Source organism: Paenibacillus sp. FSL H8-0034, assembly GCF_038000305.1.
GTDB lineage: Bacteria > Bacillota > Bacilli > Paenibacillales > NBRC-103111 > Paenibacillus_S.
Window position 1 is genome coordinate 6008656 of the sequence record NZ_JBBOBS010000001.1, and the last position, 16637, is coordinate 6025292.

Genomic DNA, 16637 nt, shown 5'->3' on the forward strand with positions numbered 1-16637 from the left:
GTCAAGAGCATTGTCATTCTTTACACATAGAAAAAAGGATGAAGCTAGTTAGCTTCACCCTGTATGGAGATAGAATTACCCGTCAGTCTGGAATTCATTCCGATAAACTTCAATAAAAAAGAAGTAACGGATGCCTCATCTATGTGCGTAACCTTATTTCATCCCCGTCATCGAAATACCTTCTATGAACTTCTTCTGAGCCGAGAAAAAAACAGCCAGCAGCGGAACCGTAGCGACCATAGAAGCAGCCATGATAAGATGTCCTTTGGTTCCTCCTTCATCCGTGAACATGGATAATGCCAACGGCACTGTGTAAAGATCACTGGAATTCAAGTAGATCAAGGGCTCGAAAAATTCATTCCAGCTGTGCAGAAACGTCAATATGGACAACGTAGCGATGGCAGGGGTGGCCAATGGCAGCATTATGCTCCAATAGATTCGAAACGGTGTACATCCGTCTATTTTGGCCGACTCACTCAGTTCATCAGGTATGGTAACAAAAAACTGTCGCATTAAAAAGACTCCAAATGTCCCGCCCGCCCCAAGAATCGCCGGAACAATCAATGGAAAATGGGTGTCAATGACCCCGAGCTTACCGAACCAAATGAATAGAGGGATCGCGGTTGATTCTGTTGGAATCATCATGCTGCTAAGCAAAACCAGAAAAATAACGTTCTTGAACGGAAACGATACTTTGGCTATCGCATACCCGGCTAAGGATGCTACCAGACATGTTCCAACAGTCACTAAAACTGCAATATATAAGCTGTTGAAAAGATAAAGATGATACGGGTAACGCTGAAATAGCTCCACATAATTGCTCCACATGACTGGACTCGGTATCCATTGCGGGGGAACTACAAAAACCTGTGAATAATCTTTGATCGATGTGACGGCCATCCAATACATCGGTACAAGACTGATGAAAGCAATAACGGATAATACGATATATTGCGGCAAATAGCTCAGTATTCTGCTGCGAGAGCTATTCTTCATAATGGACCCACCTCTTTCTCCCGTACCATTGAATCAATGTTAACAGCAGAATAATAAAAAACAGAATAAATGAAAGTGCTGAGCCATAACCAAACTCATTAAATTTGAAAGCCTGCTCGTAAATATAAAACACCATCACATGCGTACTCGTTCCCGGGCCACCTTTGGTCATAATATAAATTTGCCCGAACACTTTCATCGAGTTTATCAACGTAATCATAACGACAAGAAACATCGTCGGAGAAATCAGTGGAAGCGTCACATGCAGGAAGGATCGCCAACGGGAAGCTCCGTCAATCCTTGCTGCTTCGTAGTACATAGCAGGAACACCATTCAATGCAGCCAAAAAGATCGCCATATTCATCCCCAAGCTTTTGAGCAAGGTAACCGTAACGATAACCGGAATCGCCAATTCCAAATTATACAGCCAGCTCGGTCCGGTAATTCCAAATACCTTCAATGTTGCGTTAATCAGCCCGTTATCGGTTTGAAAAATATACTTCCAGACGATAGCCCATACCACAATCGAAGTCACTATTGGGGAGAAAATAGCCGTCCTGAAAAAGCCAATTCCAGGGATTGCTCTTTGTGTTAACAGGGCTAAAGCCAAAGTAATCATGATATTAAGCGGGACAAAGAGCAGGGTAAAATATAATGTATTCCATAGGGTCTCCAAGAAAACCGGGTCCTCGAAGAAGGCCATCCGGTAGTTGGCGAGTCCAATAAATATCAAATCGCTTATTAAATTCCAATTGGTGAGGCTCATCGCAAATGATCCGATGATCGGGCCTAATAGAAATAGAACATACCCTAGCAGCATCGGCAAGGTAAATGCGTAACCATACCATTTCTCTCTTCGGTTCAATTGCCGGTTGCTCCGCACAATTGTCCGCCCGTTGCTTTTAACCTGTTGACTTGCATTGAGTACGCTCATGAATATTCCACCTTTCGTCCTTATCACCAAAATCGTATAGGTCAGCGATAAGGACGTGAGTCAAATTTCTTACTTCAAGAGAGGGCTAACCTCTTTTTCCATTCGTTCCAAAACCTGTTTGACCGTAGCATTCCGGGTATACAGCATATCAAGCAAGCTTTGCATTTTCGTATCAATTTGCTGCCAGTTGGACGGAGTAGGTATAACACGCCCTCCGGCAAGCATCGGTTGGGACATGGCCTGCTTAATCCCTTCAGCAGAAGGCTGTGCATTCAAATTGGCGAATTCGGCGGATTCCAGCACCGATTTACGAGTTGGCGGGAACGTCGACTGCAACGTCTTCATCCCTTCCTTGCTGGTAAAAAATTTGAGCAGTTCGAGCGCTTCCGCCTTATTCTCCGAATCCTTCATGACCGAATAACCGGATACCCCATTATAGAACGGAGCATCTGCCTTAGGCCCTTTCGGCATTGGAGCAATATCAAATTCGAGCCCCTCTGCTTTACGGGCGCTTGCGGAATAACTGAAGGGACCGCGGTACATGCCTATTTTCCCGGATTCGAATGGAATTTGGTCGCCCGGCTTCGGATGAATGAGATCTTTAAACATCATGTCGTCATACATTTGGAAAACTTGAGCACCCTCCGGCGAATTCAATAAAAATTGGGATGCATCTTCATTGAAAATATCTGCACCGTAAGACCAAATCGTATCGGTTAATGCATCCTTCCAGTTACCCCCATCGCCGATCTTCACACCATAAACCCCCTTGGACGGGTCTGTTATAGCCTTGGCCGTTTTGAGAAATTCATCGTACGTCCATTTACCTTCTTTCACCAACTCGTTCGGGGTTTTCAAGCCTTTTTCCTTGAACAATTTTTTGTTGTAATACAAGATTTTTGGACCGGCTGAAAACGGGATGCCGTAAAGTTTGTCGTCTTTACGGTAAATATCCATGTTCGACGGATAAATATCATTAAGATCGTAAGCCGAATCTTTCGCCAAATCTGACAAATCCATTAGTTGATTTGAATCACGTAGTTGGGGAATGATCGCATCATACAACCAGGCTATATCGGGCACTGTCTTACTGGCGACCATGATGGACATTTTCTTCGGATATTCTGCGTAAGGAATTAGCATCACTTCTACCTTGATGTTGGGATGGGCCTCGGTGAATTTTTTTCCTAAATCTTCAAACACTCTCTTGCGGTTATCATCCCCCCAAATACTCACCTTGAGGGTGACTTCTTTCTTCGCCTTGTCCATTGTACCGCTCGATTCATTGCTGCTTGATTTGACATTCGCACCGGATGAACAACCTGCCACAATCGACAGAAACATCGCCGTTGCAACGAGAACAGAACCTGCTTTTTTCATGCTCTAGACCCCTTCATTATTTTATTTAGCGTTTGACTGAAGCGCTTACAGTTACTAATTATAAAGATTCTCCTGAGAGTCAGAAATCACCAACAATTGTGAAAAGGTGCGAGATTTTAACATAATCTTATGTAGGTACCAAGTGAATTAGCGGCTCATCCATGATTGCGGTAATCGGAAGGAGTCGTTCCTACTCTTTGCTTGAATACGTTCATAAAATGCTTGGCACTCAAGTACCCGGTCATATTAGATATTTCATGAATTTTCAAGTTAGTTTCTTTTAGAAGCTGCTTGGCTTTGTTCATCCTGCTATCCGTAACAAAATCGGAATAGTTTTGTCCTGCCTCTATTTTGAACAGCTTCGACAAGTAATGATGGGTCAGATTGACCTGCTCGGCCACTCTTTGCAAGGAGATGTCTTCGGCCAAATTCTGCAGCACGATTTCCTTGACTTTACGGATTGCATATCGTCCTTCTTTGGCTTCATCTGTAAGTTCGCTGTCTATCGAGTACGGCTGTCTATGATCATCCATCTTATTTTTGATTCTTTGTAGAGCCTCAGCCAATTCCACACGATTCACAGGCTTCAATAAATATTCCGCAACCTCATATTTGATTGCCTGTTTGGCATATTCGAAATCTCCATACCCGCTCACAATAATAATAAATAATTTCGGGAAATTGCTCCTGACTCTCCGAATCATTTCAATCCCGTTCATTTCCGGCATGCGAATATCTGTAATGAGAATATCCGGAGATGTAACACTGATTAAATCTAACGCATCCTTTCCGTTTGCCGCTTCCGCTATGATCTTAAATCCGCCGATGACGGCTTCTATCGTATTTTTCAAGCCTTTGCGTATATGTTCTTCATCCTCGGCAATCATAATTTTGTACAAACAAACCCCTCCATTCAAAAAACAGGTATGATTAAAAAGAAATGACCAACAAGGAGATGCAGCAAAGGTGAACACTTCGTTTTTACAAAAGGGTCCGCTTTCTCCGCTCGGTACTGTATTTCTTTTGTTCATCTTACTAGCCTTCGGTTCAATTGAATATACACGACCAGCAAAAAATCCCCTCCAAGTAAACTTAGTGTGGGTTCTTAACACTGTCTACTTAAAAGGGATCATTCAAATCACCGAACGTTATGAAAACGATCACACGAAATAACCATGGAGCCGAGAATTCCCGCTATGCAACAGATCGGTAATGTGCTGATATTTTCCATGACTACCTAATCATATTTCAACATAAACTTTTCCTTGGTCTATCGATACATCGAACTTCTCTACGGTTACGTCGTATGTCATTGTCCGCACTTTACGATCCACGACCATACAACCGGTTTGGAGGTCAAACTCCCAACCGTGCCAAGGGCAGCGTACGATTTCCCCTTCCTTATCATACTGGAACTCTCCCGGGCTTGAGGAACTGATCCATGATGTGACCGGTCCTTTGCAAAGCTCGGCTCCCTGGTGCGGACAATAGTTCAACAAGGCGTGGAACCGGTTGTCGCTTAACCGATAAATCCCGATATTGCGGCTATTGATCTGGATCAGCTTGGTTGCTCCAACAGTAAATTGTTCGGTTGTTCCGATAAAATGTCGCGTCATGACTTTATTCCTCCGTAGATTCATGCAGTGGCAGTCCATACAACTTGGCTGCATTGTTGTAAAAGATGTTGTCCGACATGGCTTTGTTCATCTTCGGGAATGTCAGCTTCGGCGAATCGAAATCCCAGTGCGGATAGTCGCTGCAAAACAACATCCGCTCTGAAGCAAAAGACGCCTCCATCATAAGGTCGAACAGTGCCTTATTCGGCACTTCTTCCAGTGGCTGCGAGCCGTAGTACATGTTCGTTTGCAAATATTCGCTCGGCTTCTTCTCCACCCAAGGTGTCTGTGGACGAAGTGCCCTCCAATCCTGATCCAACCGCCAGAAGTAAGGCGCGATCCAGAAAACGCCCGCTTCGATGAACAGCACCTTCAACTGGGGATATAGCTCGAAAACACCCTCAAAGATAAAGCTCGCCATGTGGGCCATGAATACTTGCGGTCGGGCCGCGCGGCCTTCGATATAATAGGAGGGATAACCTGCTCCCGTTGTCGATGCATTGCGCCCTGCTCCTTCGCCGCCGACATGAATGGCGAAATGCAGATCATGCTTCAAACATGCTTCATAGATCGGATGATAGTTTCTCTGGCCGTACGGATGCGCCGCTCCGCCCTGAACATAAGCCTGAACCATCTGCGGATGAGAGCCAACCCGTTCGATTTCTTTGACAGAGGCGGCAATATCATGGTAAGGGATGTTGATGGAGCCGCGCAGGCGCGAATCCTTTTCCAACCAATGCTCGATCGTATAGTCATTGTAGGCAGAACACAAAGCAGCCGCATAATAAGGGTCGGACACCATCGTGCAGCCTACAAATTCGCCGGTCAAAATGCCGTATTTGACGTTGTACTCTTCAAAATGCTGTTTGATCATGAAATCCAGATCGGACCCTGCCTGTTTCTCCTCATTGGGGAATGCATCGTATCGCCGCCCATGGAGACCCCCGTTTAACCCGAACCCTCCATGAAGCGGGCCCCAGATTTCAATCTGCTCCCTGTACTTCCTGGGTAAATAAGGGAATATCGCTTGGATATTCGGGATATTGTGATGAATGTCGCAGTCGATCACACCGATATTTTTTTTATCGGCAACAGATCCGCCTTTCTTTGTATTTTCTTCGAGTAAACTCATGATCACATTACCCCCCGTTTTTATTCATGATAAGCGCTTTCAAGTTCTGATTATAATGGTTCTCTTCATAATCAGAAATCACTGGGAATTGTGAAAAGGTACGAGATTTTAATATTTGTACCTCAGTAGCGCCCCAATTTATACAGGTATTTTAAGCACAAACGATGAACCTGCTTTCACATCTTTGCCGATAAATAGTCCATAGCTGTCACCGTATAAAATTTTCAACCGTTGATTCACGTTTCTAAGACCGAACCCTTTTCTCACAAGCCCAAATTGATCACGCTCGTGCTCCACCGGATGCTTACTGTTTATTTGCTGCTCGACTTGTTGAATTTGCTGCTCTGACATTCCAACGCCGTCATCGTTCACTTTTATAAACAAATCATCATTGTTAAAATAAGCTGTCAACAGAATCGTTACCGTATCTTTTTTCAGCGCATGCTCGATCACATTCTCAATTAACGGCTGCAGAATCAGCTTGGGCACCAGGCAATCTTCATAGGACGGTTCAATGTCGATTACCGCATGAAGCCGGTTTTTCAAACGAAACGATTGGATCTGCAAATAATGGTCCACAAATAAAAGCTCATCCTTCAAGGTTACGGGTCTCTCCATTTTCGCCACCGTATAGCGCAGCAGCTTACCCAAGCTTGTGACAATATCGGAAATTTGCAACTGCTGATTGTGAAGCGCCAGCATATTGACCGTCTCTAATGTATTGTACAAAAAATGCGGATTGATCTGACTCTGCAAGGTGAAAAGCTCCGCTTCACGTTCTCTGATTTGGGTCTCATATACTTCACGTACCAAGCGGTTCAATTCATCCACCATGTTGTTAAAGGCAACTGTCAACTGTCCGATTTCATCGTGGGTGACAACTGCTGCTTTTACTTGAAACGCCCCGCTCTGCACCAGCTTCATGCGGCTCTGCAGATGGCGGATTGGTTTGACTAGACGATTGGATATAATCATCGCAACCCCATATGCGGCGATTAATGAAATAATGGAGATAATAATGGTAAACGTAGTCAGCTCTTGGGCGTCCCTGCGTAAATCATCAAGTGGAATATGCCCAACCAAAGACAACTTGCTGTAATTTGAAAAAACAGTAGAAACGATAGTGTCCGGAGCGTCATGGGTTACTTGTGCAAATGACCGCTCCGGTTGATCGCTAAGCTCAAACGGATAAAGCAGCACCTCATCACGGTTATAAACAAAAAAACGACTGTTGGGTGTAAAATCGACTAACGACAGCACCCGCTGGAACCCTTCCATAGTAAGATCTACTTTGATAATTCCAAGAGGAACCTTGGTCTCCGGATGAATAATTACCCTTGAAAGGGACACGACTTTAAGAGGCTGTAAATAATAATTTGCTGTATGAGGAGGAACGATTTCAAGTCCTCCTCCTCTTTTTTCAACGTCTGCCATCCAATCGTTGTGTGCGGTATTCCAATAAGATTTGATACTATTTACCGTACTGCTGAATATTCCACCGTCATTCGTAAAAATCATAATGCCTTTGATTTCCGTACGTTCGCTTGTAAAAGAGGATAAGAACAGGTTGACCTTACCATGCTCCTCCACAGATAAATAAAGATTCGGGTCATAACTTCCGCCATGATTTGAAAGAATGCCCAGCAATCCCTGATCATAGAGAGGTGCCTGCGTCAACCGGTCGATTTCTTTGACATAGCGATCCAGGTTCAAGTTCATTTGTTCCATAATTTTCAAAGTGGAATCCCGTGTGTTGCGATCGACATCCGAAGAATATTTATGGTAAGTAAAGACCCCACTAATACAATAAGGAACAGTAATTAGCAAAATAAAAAAGATGAAAAATTTCATATGCATTGGCATAAAATAACGGTGTTTGGCCATAGTCAATCTTCCCTTTCCGGATACATAAGTCATTTATAACTTTTGTATATTCTACACGCCATCGAACATCGAGGGAAGGAAAACCACGAATAGCTTCTCAAGATTCCCAGCAATGTTAATAGAATTCCTATGGTATAGTGAAAAATGAGCATGGTAAGTAACCTTCCATACTACTGAGGTGGAAGGTTATTTAATATTTTTCTGTTATCCATAGCTCTGTTATATCTCAGTAAGATACTCGTAGCACTTGCTGCTCCAGCCACTTCAGCACATCGTGGGTAACCTCTTCACGGTTAATTTCATTGAGCATTTCATGCCTGCCATCCGGATACAGCTTGCAGGTAACCTGCTCGATGCCAAGCTGGTCATACATCCCCATCAGTTGAGGAATTCCTTTGCCCATACCTCCAACCGGATCCCGATCACCGGCAAATATGTAAATCGGCAGCTGCTTGGGGATGCGTTCCATGTTGCTCTGAAGGTGAATATCAACTAATCCACGGAAGAAGTCCCTGAAAAATCCTGCGGTAAATATACCACCACAATAAGGATCTGCTATATAACGATCAACCTCCGCATCATCGCGGCTCAGCCAATCGCAACCCGTCCGGTTGGGGCGAAATGGCTTGTTATAGCTGCCCAGCGACAGCTTCATCAAAAGTGGACTGCGGTGCTCACTGCCTTGCAGGGAAGCCAGCAATTGTGCAAGCATGATCCCAACTCTAAGGGTCGGTGGATGCTTGCCGTTTGTTCCTGACAGGATAACGCCCCTAACCTTATCGCTGTATGTATACATATATTGCTGCGCCAGGAACGAGCCCATACTGTGACCGAGCAAATAGACAGGCACACCTGGATGCCTTTTTGCAATAATGTCAGTCAACTGCGCCATCGCCTCCGTCATTTTGGCAAATCCCTCGGTACCCGTAATGCCCACCTGATTCGGATGTCCTGCTGTAAGCCCATGTCCCCTATGATCATTGGCATATACTTCGTAGCCCGCTTGTACTAATGATCGAGCAAATCTCTCGTAACGTGCTGCCGTCTCCGCCATGCCATGAGCAATTTGAATAATGGCCCGGGGCTCTTGTCGATCTTCAAGGTTCCAATGATAAACGCATATCTCCAACTGATCGATATCCTTAAAAGTGAAAGTTTCCGTGTGCACAAGTCATGCCCCCGCTCTTACTTCAGCTGCTGCTGTTCGATTAAGTTCATTATAAAGGAACGTACTTATATTTGCCTTATCCTATTAAAAGAAATCGTTATTCACATCAAAATAACTGATTTGTCAGACAGGTAATGCTAATGATAAGGTTTTAATAAAGTTATCCCACTATGCATAGTGGAGAATGAGGAATATATACAAGGAGGAAATCTACCTATGTCTCGAATTGCTGCAAACTTAACGGACTTGATCGGCAACACCCCTTTGCTTGAGCTGTCGAATTATAACAAACATCAACAGCTTAACGCGAAACTTATAGCCAAGTTGGAGTATCTCAACCCAGCAGGCAGTGTCAAAGACCGGATCGGCTATGCGATGATCCAGGCTGCAGAGGAGCAAGGCCTTCTAAATAAAAATTCAGTCATCATCGAAGCCACCAGCGGCAATGCGGGAATTGCACTCGCCTTCGTAGCTGCCGCCAAAGGATACAGGTTAATTATTGCTTTGCCGGAAACGTTCAGTCTGGAGCGAAGAAAGCTATTGACAGCTCTGGGTGCGGAACTGGTGTTGACATCAGGATCGGAGGGTATGCCAGGAGCGATGCGAAAAGCTGCAGAATTGGCTGCCCAAATACCGGATTCCTTCATGCCTCAGCAATTTGATAATCCGGCTAATCCGCAAATTCATCGTGCCACAACAGCAGAGGAAATTTGGCGGGATACAGAAGGCTCTGTAGATATTTTTGTCTGTGGAGTGGGGACAGGAGGTACGATTACAGGTGTTGGCGAGGTGCTGAAATCCAAAAAGCCATCCGTGCAAATCATCGCAGTCGAGCCTTTTGATTCCCCTGTTCTATCTGGCGGTACCAAAGGCGCGCATAATCTTCAAGGCCTTGGGGCGGGTTTTGTCCCTTCGATCTACAATCCGTCGGTTATTGATGAGATCATGACAATCAAGAGTGAGGATGCCTTCGTAACAGCACGTTTATTGGCCAAAGCGGAAGGACTCGTTGTCGGAATTTCCTCCGGAGCAGCGGTTTACGCGGCTACCCAGATGGCCAGACGTCCTGAGCATACAGGCAAAACGATTGTAACCTTACTCCCGGATTCAGGAGAGCGCTATTTATCCACAAGTTTATTTCAAGAAAAATAGTACGGACTTGGCTCACCTCCCCACCATTCGCCGAGACAACCTGTCAGCGTCCCGAATACTGTAATGGTAGATTCGTTTAAGCCATAAGGAGGTCTACAAGTGAATCGGTCCGAGGTGAAATCATACCGCTACCGTGTTGGAAAAAACCATTTTCTTGTTATTCACATTCATCAAACGGCGACGGCAAGCTCTGTACAAGGCAACGTTCTGGCAAGTAATGCCGTTAATGTGCACATTTCAAAAAAGCAAAAACGGCGTTGATTGGCAGAACACGGATAGGGATGTACCTCTGGAAGGAGGTGAGCGTTACTATGCAGCGTAAAACAGCAAATCGTCAAAAATGGGCCAAAGGAAACACAAAAGTCATTGTCAAGCAAGGTGCCAGAGCTACAATTGGTCAAGGTGGCAATGCTTTTGCAATCAATGCATCGGAAGTAGCTGTGGTCAGAGTTCGTCCTTAGCGGTGATTATAGAATGGCTGTCTTCTAGTCTCGCTCAGACTAAAGACAGCCATTTATATGCTGAACTACATGCAGTTTATTCGCAAAGGATAGCCTTTCGAATTTGGGTTCCATCCCGTATTTCTGATATGATAGAGGTCGGAGGTCGACATACGGATGGAATATCAAACAATCGATTATTGGGACGAACAGATTTGGAACCAGGCGGCACCGATTTACAGACAAGGCTTTGACCCCGAGAACAGCAAACCGACAACAATTATTCGCCGCTCCATTGAGAGAAAGCTGTGCCAGCTGCATATCGCCAGCAATCAGTCTGACATCATCGCCATGGCGTTAACGGGTAAGCTGGAAGGCATCAACGGACTGCTTATCGATTACATGGCAGTTCGTGAGGATTCGCGCGGCCAGGGCATAGGCAAAATGTTTTTGGATTATATCATCAGCTGGTCCAGGTCTGCGCTGCAAAGTACAGGGGCTGTTATTGAAATCGAGTCCGAGGATAATGCTACCAATATACAACGTCTTCACTTCTGGCAGCATTACGGGTTTACACTAACCAGCTATGTTCACACCTACATTTGGGTTCCGGAGAAATATCAGGCCCTGTACCTGATTTGGCAGCCCGGCAGCCAGATTCCCCAAGACGGGGAGATACTATTCGAGCATATCTCACATTTTCACAACAAGGCCTATGCCAAGAAATAAGGCAGCTCATTAATTCAAAATTACAGGTTTACAACTACTACCTGTTCATTTGATCTGCATACAGGTAAAAAATATAGTCAGTGGGCACACCCTTATGCCCTAACTGGCGCAGCATCGCCGTTATATTGCCACGATGATACGTTCCATGATTGACAACATGCTGAACCAGCTCTACAAGCGGGACATTCAGCTTATCGTGCAGGATGCTCACAGGAAATCAGCTTGTCCATGTCCTCCTGCCCGGCAAAAAAAGGCACGGTATTGTTCAGTCATATTGAGGTACATAGCTCGCTTGAATAAGCAGTGTTGAGTGCTTTAACTTTTCTTAATGCTCCGCCTCCATCTGGACCGTCGTCCGATATTCAGATGGCGTCATACCAATCATTTTACGAAACACCTGTGTAAAATATTTGGCGTCCTGATAACCTACCAGGGGCGCTATCTGGTATACCTTGACATCCGTATTGCGCAGGATCGAGCAGGCCCGTTCAATTCGCAGCTTGGTCACATATTCGAGAAACGTAACTCCACTCTCCTTCTTAAATAACACGCAAAAGTGGCTGCAGCTGAGTCCGATGAACTCGGAAACCTCATCAATACTCAGATCATGATGAAACCGTCCGGATATATATTCGATGGCTTTCTGGATGGTACGGACTTCATCCTCACGAGCGGACACCCGCAGGGTTCGGCCTGTGTGCTCCAGCAATGATTGTTTGAGCAGCAGCTCCAATTCATCAAGTGTTCCGCAAAGAGGAATATGTGAAATCAATTCCTTGATACTCATCAAGGGCTCCTCGCTTAAATCGCTCAATCGCCGGGAGATGCCAACAACGAGCTCTATCATCATCGCTGCGGCATCCTCCTGGCCTTTGCTTTTATTACGAAGCTCGTTAATGAGCTCCTCCAGCAGCATGGAAATTCTGCTGCGATCAAAGCCGGCAACCGCTTCGGTCAATCGCTGCTCCCAATACAATAACGCAGCGGAGGCTGACCGATCAGCAAAGGCACCTTCGGCTTCCGCTTCCTGTAACCATGCGGAGGCCGCTGTCGTGTCGGCATCCACATACACCCGCTCCCGCCCACCAGTAAATCTCGCTAACAGCGCCTGCTGTGCGCTGCGATAACAAGCAAACAACGCATCCAGTCCTGAATGCTGTCTGCTGATTCCAACCGAGCAGGACAGCTTCGTGCATATTTTCACCAGCGTGATGATTTCTCCCGCGGTTTGCTCGGTTTCCTGCATATTGCTGTTTTGCAGCAGCAGGACCCATTCCCCGCTTCGAAACGGAAATACGGTCAAAGCACCGCGCTTCCCTCCGTATTCGCTCAGCACATTGCCAACTGCAAAAAACCACAGTCTGCGGTCCTCCTGGCTCCAGCGGTTCACCTCCAGCGTATCATCAAAGCCAACGACAAGCATCACATAAGGATGCTCCAAATCCCAGCCCTGCAGCCAATAAGTCGGATTGTATGGCTTGCTGTTTCCCTCCAGCATACTGCTGATCAGCCGTTCTCTAAGCAAGCTGGATAAAGCCTGTGCAGAGCGGGTCAAGTAATCTTTCTCCGATTGGCGTTCAGCCTCCTGCTCCAGCCTGCTCCTGGCCTCACGCATAACGGTCTCAAGCTCTTCATGATCGACAGGCTTCAGCAAATAATCTGATGCGCCATATCGAAGAGCTTCTCTGGCATATTCGAATTCCCCATATCCACTGAGCAGGACGAAAACTAATGAGGGCTGCTGATGCAGTGCTTCTTTCATCATCGAAATCCCGTCCATGACCGGCATTCGTATGTCGCTGATCACAATGTCCGGCTTGTGGGCTTGAATCAGCTGCAGTCCCTGCTCACCATTTGCCGCTTCTCCTACGATTTGCATCTGCATTTCCTCCCAAGGCAAAGCCACCTTCAAGCTGCGCAGAATAATCGGCTCGTCATCAACAAGAACTACCTTATAGATGCTGGACAATGGAAAACACCTCCTTTGGACACACTCTTGTTACGGGTTATTTGCCAATCAGCTCATAGTACTGCTGCAGATGGGCTTCCAGACTTTGCAGCGCTTCCCGTGCCGATACATTGCCTGCAATCAGCTGCTCGGCGACCTGAAAGAACGGCTCCTGCAAAGCAGGTGGCAGCGCATTATCATACGGAACAAACGCTGTAGGCGATGCCTCCAGCAAATCGACAATTTGTTTGAATACCGGTCCGGTCCGGCGATAATCAACCGCTATTTTCATAGCTGGCAGCCGGAAGCTTTCATATACAATACGCCTCTGCACATCCGGAGCATAAATAGCCTTCACCAAATCGAGCGCAGCTCGGCGCCGTTCACCCTCAAGATTGGCCGACAAGCCCAGACCGAAGGTGTAGCCTCTGGCCAGACCAACCGATGCCTCCTTCGGTCCCGACAGTACAGGGAAATTGAACACCCCTACCTTGTCGGCAAACCCTGGTGTGGAATTTTCACCCTGAAATAAATCAAGCTCCCAGCTGCCGCTCAGGAACATCCCGGCCTTGCCATCCAAAAACAGCTTCTCGGCATATGCAATACTGCGTGTATCCGACATCGTCGGGAATGGATTCAGCTTGGCGAATTCAAGAAAACGCTCTGTCGCCTGCTCATAATCGGCATTCATGAAGCTGCCTTTTCCTTTCACAATCTGATCTATCACCGCAGACCCTGCAAAGCGCTGCAGGAAATAATGATAATGCATGGCCCCCGGCCAGCGCTCCTGATTTCCCAACGAAAATGGAACCAACCCTGCTGCTTTCAGCTTGGTGATCACCTGCACAAGCTGGTCCCAATTGGTGGGAACAGACAGACCCAGCTCGGCAAACAACTGCTTGTTATAATAAACCGGCTCAACAAAACCTTCGATCGGGAGACCGTACACCCCACTGCCAAACTTCCAAAGGCTCAGATCGTAAAAGCCATCGTCCATGCTGTTCTCTTTCAGAAAACCAGACAAATCCAGCAGCCGCCCTGCTCGTGCGTAAGGCTCGATTTCAGCGCCGCTGAACAACACGAAAATATCCGGTGGATTTCCTGTCACCATCTCACTCTTCAAGCGCTGCTCGCGATGAACGGTTTGATCCAATCCTTCAAAGTCAACGCGCACGTTCGGATGGTCCAGCTCAAATTGCTTAATGACTTCAGATACGATCTTTAACATCTGGGCGTTGTGCTCCTGAATCCAGACATGACGAAAGCTCAGCTTGATCTTCTCTGTCGCCTGAGGCTGTGGTTCAGAGGAACAGCCCGCACCTAGAGCGACCAGAATACTTATAAGTATTCCAGCCAGAAGCGCGCGCATCCGTCCTTTCATCGTAGAGCCGTTCCACAGCCCACAACACTTGTTGTCAAGGGACTTGTTCATTGGCCCGCACCTCCTCCCTGACCATCCGCTAATATCCGCGGCATCCGAATCCGTACAATCGTGCCTTCACCACGAGTCGAGCAGACCATAATCCCATAGCTGCCGCCAAAACGAATCCGCAGTCGATCATGCACATTTTTCATGCCTACACCGCGATGCTTGGTCTTGTCCGTGCTCTGCTGCCGTCCGGCAAACAGCTCCTCCAGCCTGCTGGGTTCAATCCCGTGTCCGTTATCCGCCACTTCCACAACAAGATCGTTCCCGACCTCCATGACACGGATACGAATAACTCCTTGCTCCTGCATCGGTTCGATTCCGTGATAGAGCGCATTTTCCACAATGGGCTGAACGATCAGCTTCAGCGTCAGGTGTCTTTTCCATGTGTCCGGCAACTCCATTTCATAATTCAGCTTATCGCCAAAGCGGCACATCTGGATAAACAAGTAATGCTTGACATGCTCCAGCTCGGTAGCAATCGGAACCAGCTCCTGTGTCTCACTGATACTGATCCGCAGCAGCTTGCCGAGTGAAATCACCAGTCTGCTGATTTCCTTATTACCTTGAAGCACGGCCATCGAATTGATCGTTTCCAGCGAATTATATATAAAATGCGGATTGATCTGTGCCACAAGCGCCTGCATCTCCGCTTCCTTCTTCCTCTCCTGCTCCACTTCGACCCGCCGGATCAGCTCCTGAATTTGACCGCTCATCCGGTTAAAGCCCCGCACCAATAACCCTGATTCGTCACGGTACACCTCACTGCCCTGTCTGATCTCCGTGAATTTGCCCGATTCTGCCAATCGCAGCGCTTTCACAACTGAAATTATCGAATGCACCAGCTTGCGAATGAACAGAACATCAAACAATATCACACTGAGCAGGGCAAAGACGAGCAGACCGAGCGCCAGATTACGGATCCCAGCGGTTTCTGCGTACATTTGATTAAGTGGTGTCAGCGCAACCAAATACCACCCGGAAATTTGGGAGGGATAATAGGTGATAAAGGTTTGCTCTCCTTCGTAAGTGTCGACATAAGCATGGCGCTCCTCATGAGACTGGAGAAATGGAAAAGACATCTGTTTCCCCAGATGCTGGCCCGACTTACTGAACAGCACCAAGCCCTGATGGTTCACAACCATCATCTCGCCTTCCTTAATCGTCCCCGCTTCCCAGAAAACATGATCGACTGCATCGGTCTTCACCGTCAATACGAGGGTTCCGATGTCATCGAGTGAATAATAGTCCTTAATCGTACGTACATGGGTAAGCTGCTGATCGGTGGCTGTTGAATTTTCAAAAGGGCCTAGCCACAATGGCCGTCCATTCAAAGCTCTCATCTGCCCATACCAGGGCTGCTGCTTCAGCATCTCATAGGTTGCCGCCGGAGCCGCTCTGGAGCTGTGAACCAGCTCATTTTGATTATATAAGGTCAAAGACGTTATTTTCGGATGGGATAAAAGCAGATTGTTCAACTCGGTAAGCAATTGACGACTGGCAGCTCCTTCATTCTCCCGAAGCTCTCCCGTATACTTGCGCTTCAAAAATTGCTGAATAACCGGTTGGGTAATACTCAAGTCCGAGATCACATTCATTTCGTTCAGCGCATACTGGATTTTGCGGTCCGTTTCCAGCAGGCTGTTAGCGTAAAAATTCTCCGTTTGCTTTTCGATAGCACCGTTAAACAGCTTGTAGGTAATGCTGCCCATCAACACAATCGGTATAAACACAAGCAATATAACGCCCAGCATAATTTTATGGCGCAGCGACATAATGAGTCCTCCAGAGTTGTAGCATACCGTATTTACATATTCTCACCGGAGAGGGGA

At 46.6% G+C, this 16637-nt stretch carries 16 protein-coding genes; 4 read left to right on the forward strand and 12 right to left on the reverse strand.

Annotated elements, in window-relative coordinates; genetic code table 11:
* Positions 1-153: 153 nt before the first annotated feature.
* The 8 genes from NST47_RS27110 to NST47_RS27145 all read right to left on the reverse strand — a co-directional run bounded on the left by NST47_RS27110 (position 154) and on the right by NST47_RS27145 (position 9110).
* Positions 154-996 carry a carbohydrate ABC transporter permease gene (locus NST47_RS27110; protein WP_341157904.1) on the reverse strand — a complete coding sequence of 281 codons (843 nt, stop codon included), beginning with the start codon at positions 994-996 and terminating at the stop codon, positions 154-156.
* On the reverse strand, positions 986-1930 hold the full coding sequence (locus tag NST47_RS27115) for a carbohydrate ABC transporter permease (RefSeq protein ID WP_341157905.1): 945 nt from the start codon (positions 1928-1930) through the stop codon (positions 986-988). Before NST47_RS27115 ends, NST47_RS27110 begins: the two co-directional genes overlap by 11 nt.
* A 69-nt stretch (positions 1931-1999) precedes the next feature.
* On the reverse strand, positions 2000-3310 hold the full coding sequence (locus tag NST47_RS27120; RefSeq protein ID WP_341157906.1) for an ABC transporter substrate-binding protein: 1311 nt from the start codon (positions 3308-3310) through the stop codon (positions 2000-2002).
* Positions 3311-3465: 155 nt separating this feature from the next.
* Entirely contained in the window at positions 3466-4209 is a 744-nt protein-coding gene (locus NST47_RS27125; protein ID WP_341157907.1) for a response regulator transcription factor, read from the reverse strand.
* Between the two features lie 342 nt (positions 4210-4551).
* Positions 4552-4926, reverse strand: coding sequence for a Rieske (2Fe-2S) protein (locus tag NST47_RS27130; RefSeq protein ID WP_341157908.1), 375 nt, complete (start codon positions 4924-4926; stop codon positions 4552-4554).
* Positions 4927-4930: 4 nt separating this feature from the next.
* Positions 4931-6058: an amidohydrolase family protein gene (locus tag NST47_RS27135; protein WP_341157909.1), complete on the reverse strand. Its 1128-nt coding sequence runs from the start codon at positions 6056-6058 to the stop codon at positions 4931-4933.
* Positions 6059-6196: 138 nt separating this feature from the next.
* Positions 6197-7942 (reverse strand): sensor histidine kinase, encoded by a 1746-nt coding sequence (locus NST47_RS27140; RefSeq protein WP_341157910.1) that lies wholly within the window; start codon positions 7940-7942, stop codon positions 6197-6199.
* Between the two features lie 226 nt (positions 7943-8168).
* A complete protein-coding gene (locus NST47_RS27145; protein WP_341157911.1) occupies positions 8169-9110 on the reverse strand; it encodes an alpha/beta hydrolase in 942 nt (313 codons plus the stop codon).
* A 216-nt stretch (positions 9111-9326) separates the two neighbouring features.
* Here NST47_RS27145 and cysK point away from each other — a divergent pair, with 216 nt between their 5' ends.
* The 4 genes from cysK to NST47_RS27165 all read left to right on the forward strand — a co-directional run bounded on the left by cysK (position 9327) and on the right by NST47_RS27165 (position 11431).
* Positions 9327-10262 (forward strand): cysteine synthase A, encoded by a 936-nt coding sequence (gene cysK / locus NST47_RS27150; protein WP_341157912.1) that lies wholly within the window; start codon positions 9327-9329, stop codon positions 10260-10262.
* A 99-nt stretch (positions 10263-10361) separates the two neighbouring features.
* The gene (locus NST47_RS27155) at positions 10362-10523 is read left to right on the forward strand and encodes a hypothetical protein (RefSeq protein WP_341157913.1); all 162 of its coding nucleotides are present in this window, start codon (positions 10362-10364) and stop codon (positions 10521-10523) included.
* Positions 10524-10573: 50 nt separating this feature from the next.
* Positions 10574-10723: a hypothetical protein gene (locus NST47_RS27160; protein WP_240419130.1), complete on the forward strand. Its 150-nt coding sequence runs from the start codon at positions 10574-10576 to the stop codon at positions 10721-10723.
* 156 nt (positions 10724-10879) lie between these two features.
* Positions 10880-11431 carry a GNAT family N-acetyltransferase gene (locus NST47_RS27165; RefSeq protein ID WP_341157914.1) on the forward strand — a complete coding sequence of 184 codons (552 nt, stop codon included), beginning with the start codon at positions 10880-10882 and terminating at the stop codon, positions 11429-11431.
* A gap of 37 nt (positions 11432-11468) precedes the next feature.
* On the opposite strand, the gene NST47_RS27170 is transcribed toward NST47_RS27165, so the two are convergent.
* The 4 genes from NST47_RS27170 to NST47_RS27185 form a co-directional block, all read right to left on the reverse strand.
* Positions 11469-11642: a DinB family protein gene (locus NST47_RS27170; RefSeq protein WP_341157915.1), complete on the reverse strand. Its 174-nt coding sequence runs from the start codon at positions 11640-11642 to the stop codon at positions 11469-11471.
* A 114-nt stretch (positions 11643-11756) separates the two neighbouring features.
* Positions 11757-13400, reverse strand: a complete 1644-nt coding sequence (locus NST47_RS27175; protein WP_341157916.1) for a response regulator — start codon at positions 13398-13400, stop codon at positions 11757-11759.
* Positions 13401-13437: 37 nt separating this feature from the next.
* On the reverse strand, positions 13438-14811 hold the full coding sequence (locus NST47_RS27180; protein ID WP_341157917.1) for an ABC transporter substrate-binding protein: 1374 nt from the start codon (positions 14809-14811) through the stop codon (positions 13438-13440).
* On the reverse strand, positions 14808-16580 hold the full coding sequence (locus NST47_RS27185; RefSeq protein ID WP_341157918.1) for a cache domain-containing sensor histidine kinase: 1773 nt from the start codon (positions 16578-16580) through the stop codon (positions 14808-14810). Before NST47_RS27185 ends, NST47_RS27180 begins: the two co-directional genes overlap by 4 nt.
* Positions 16581-16637 lie beyond the last annotated feature (57 nt).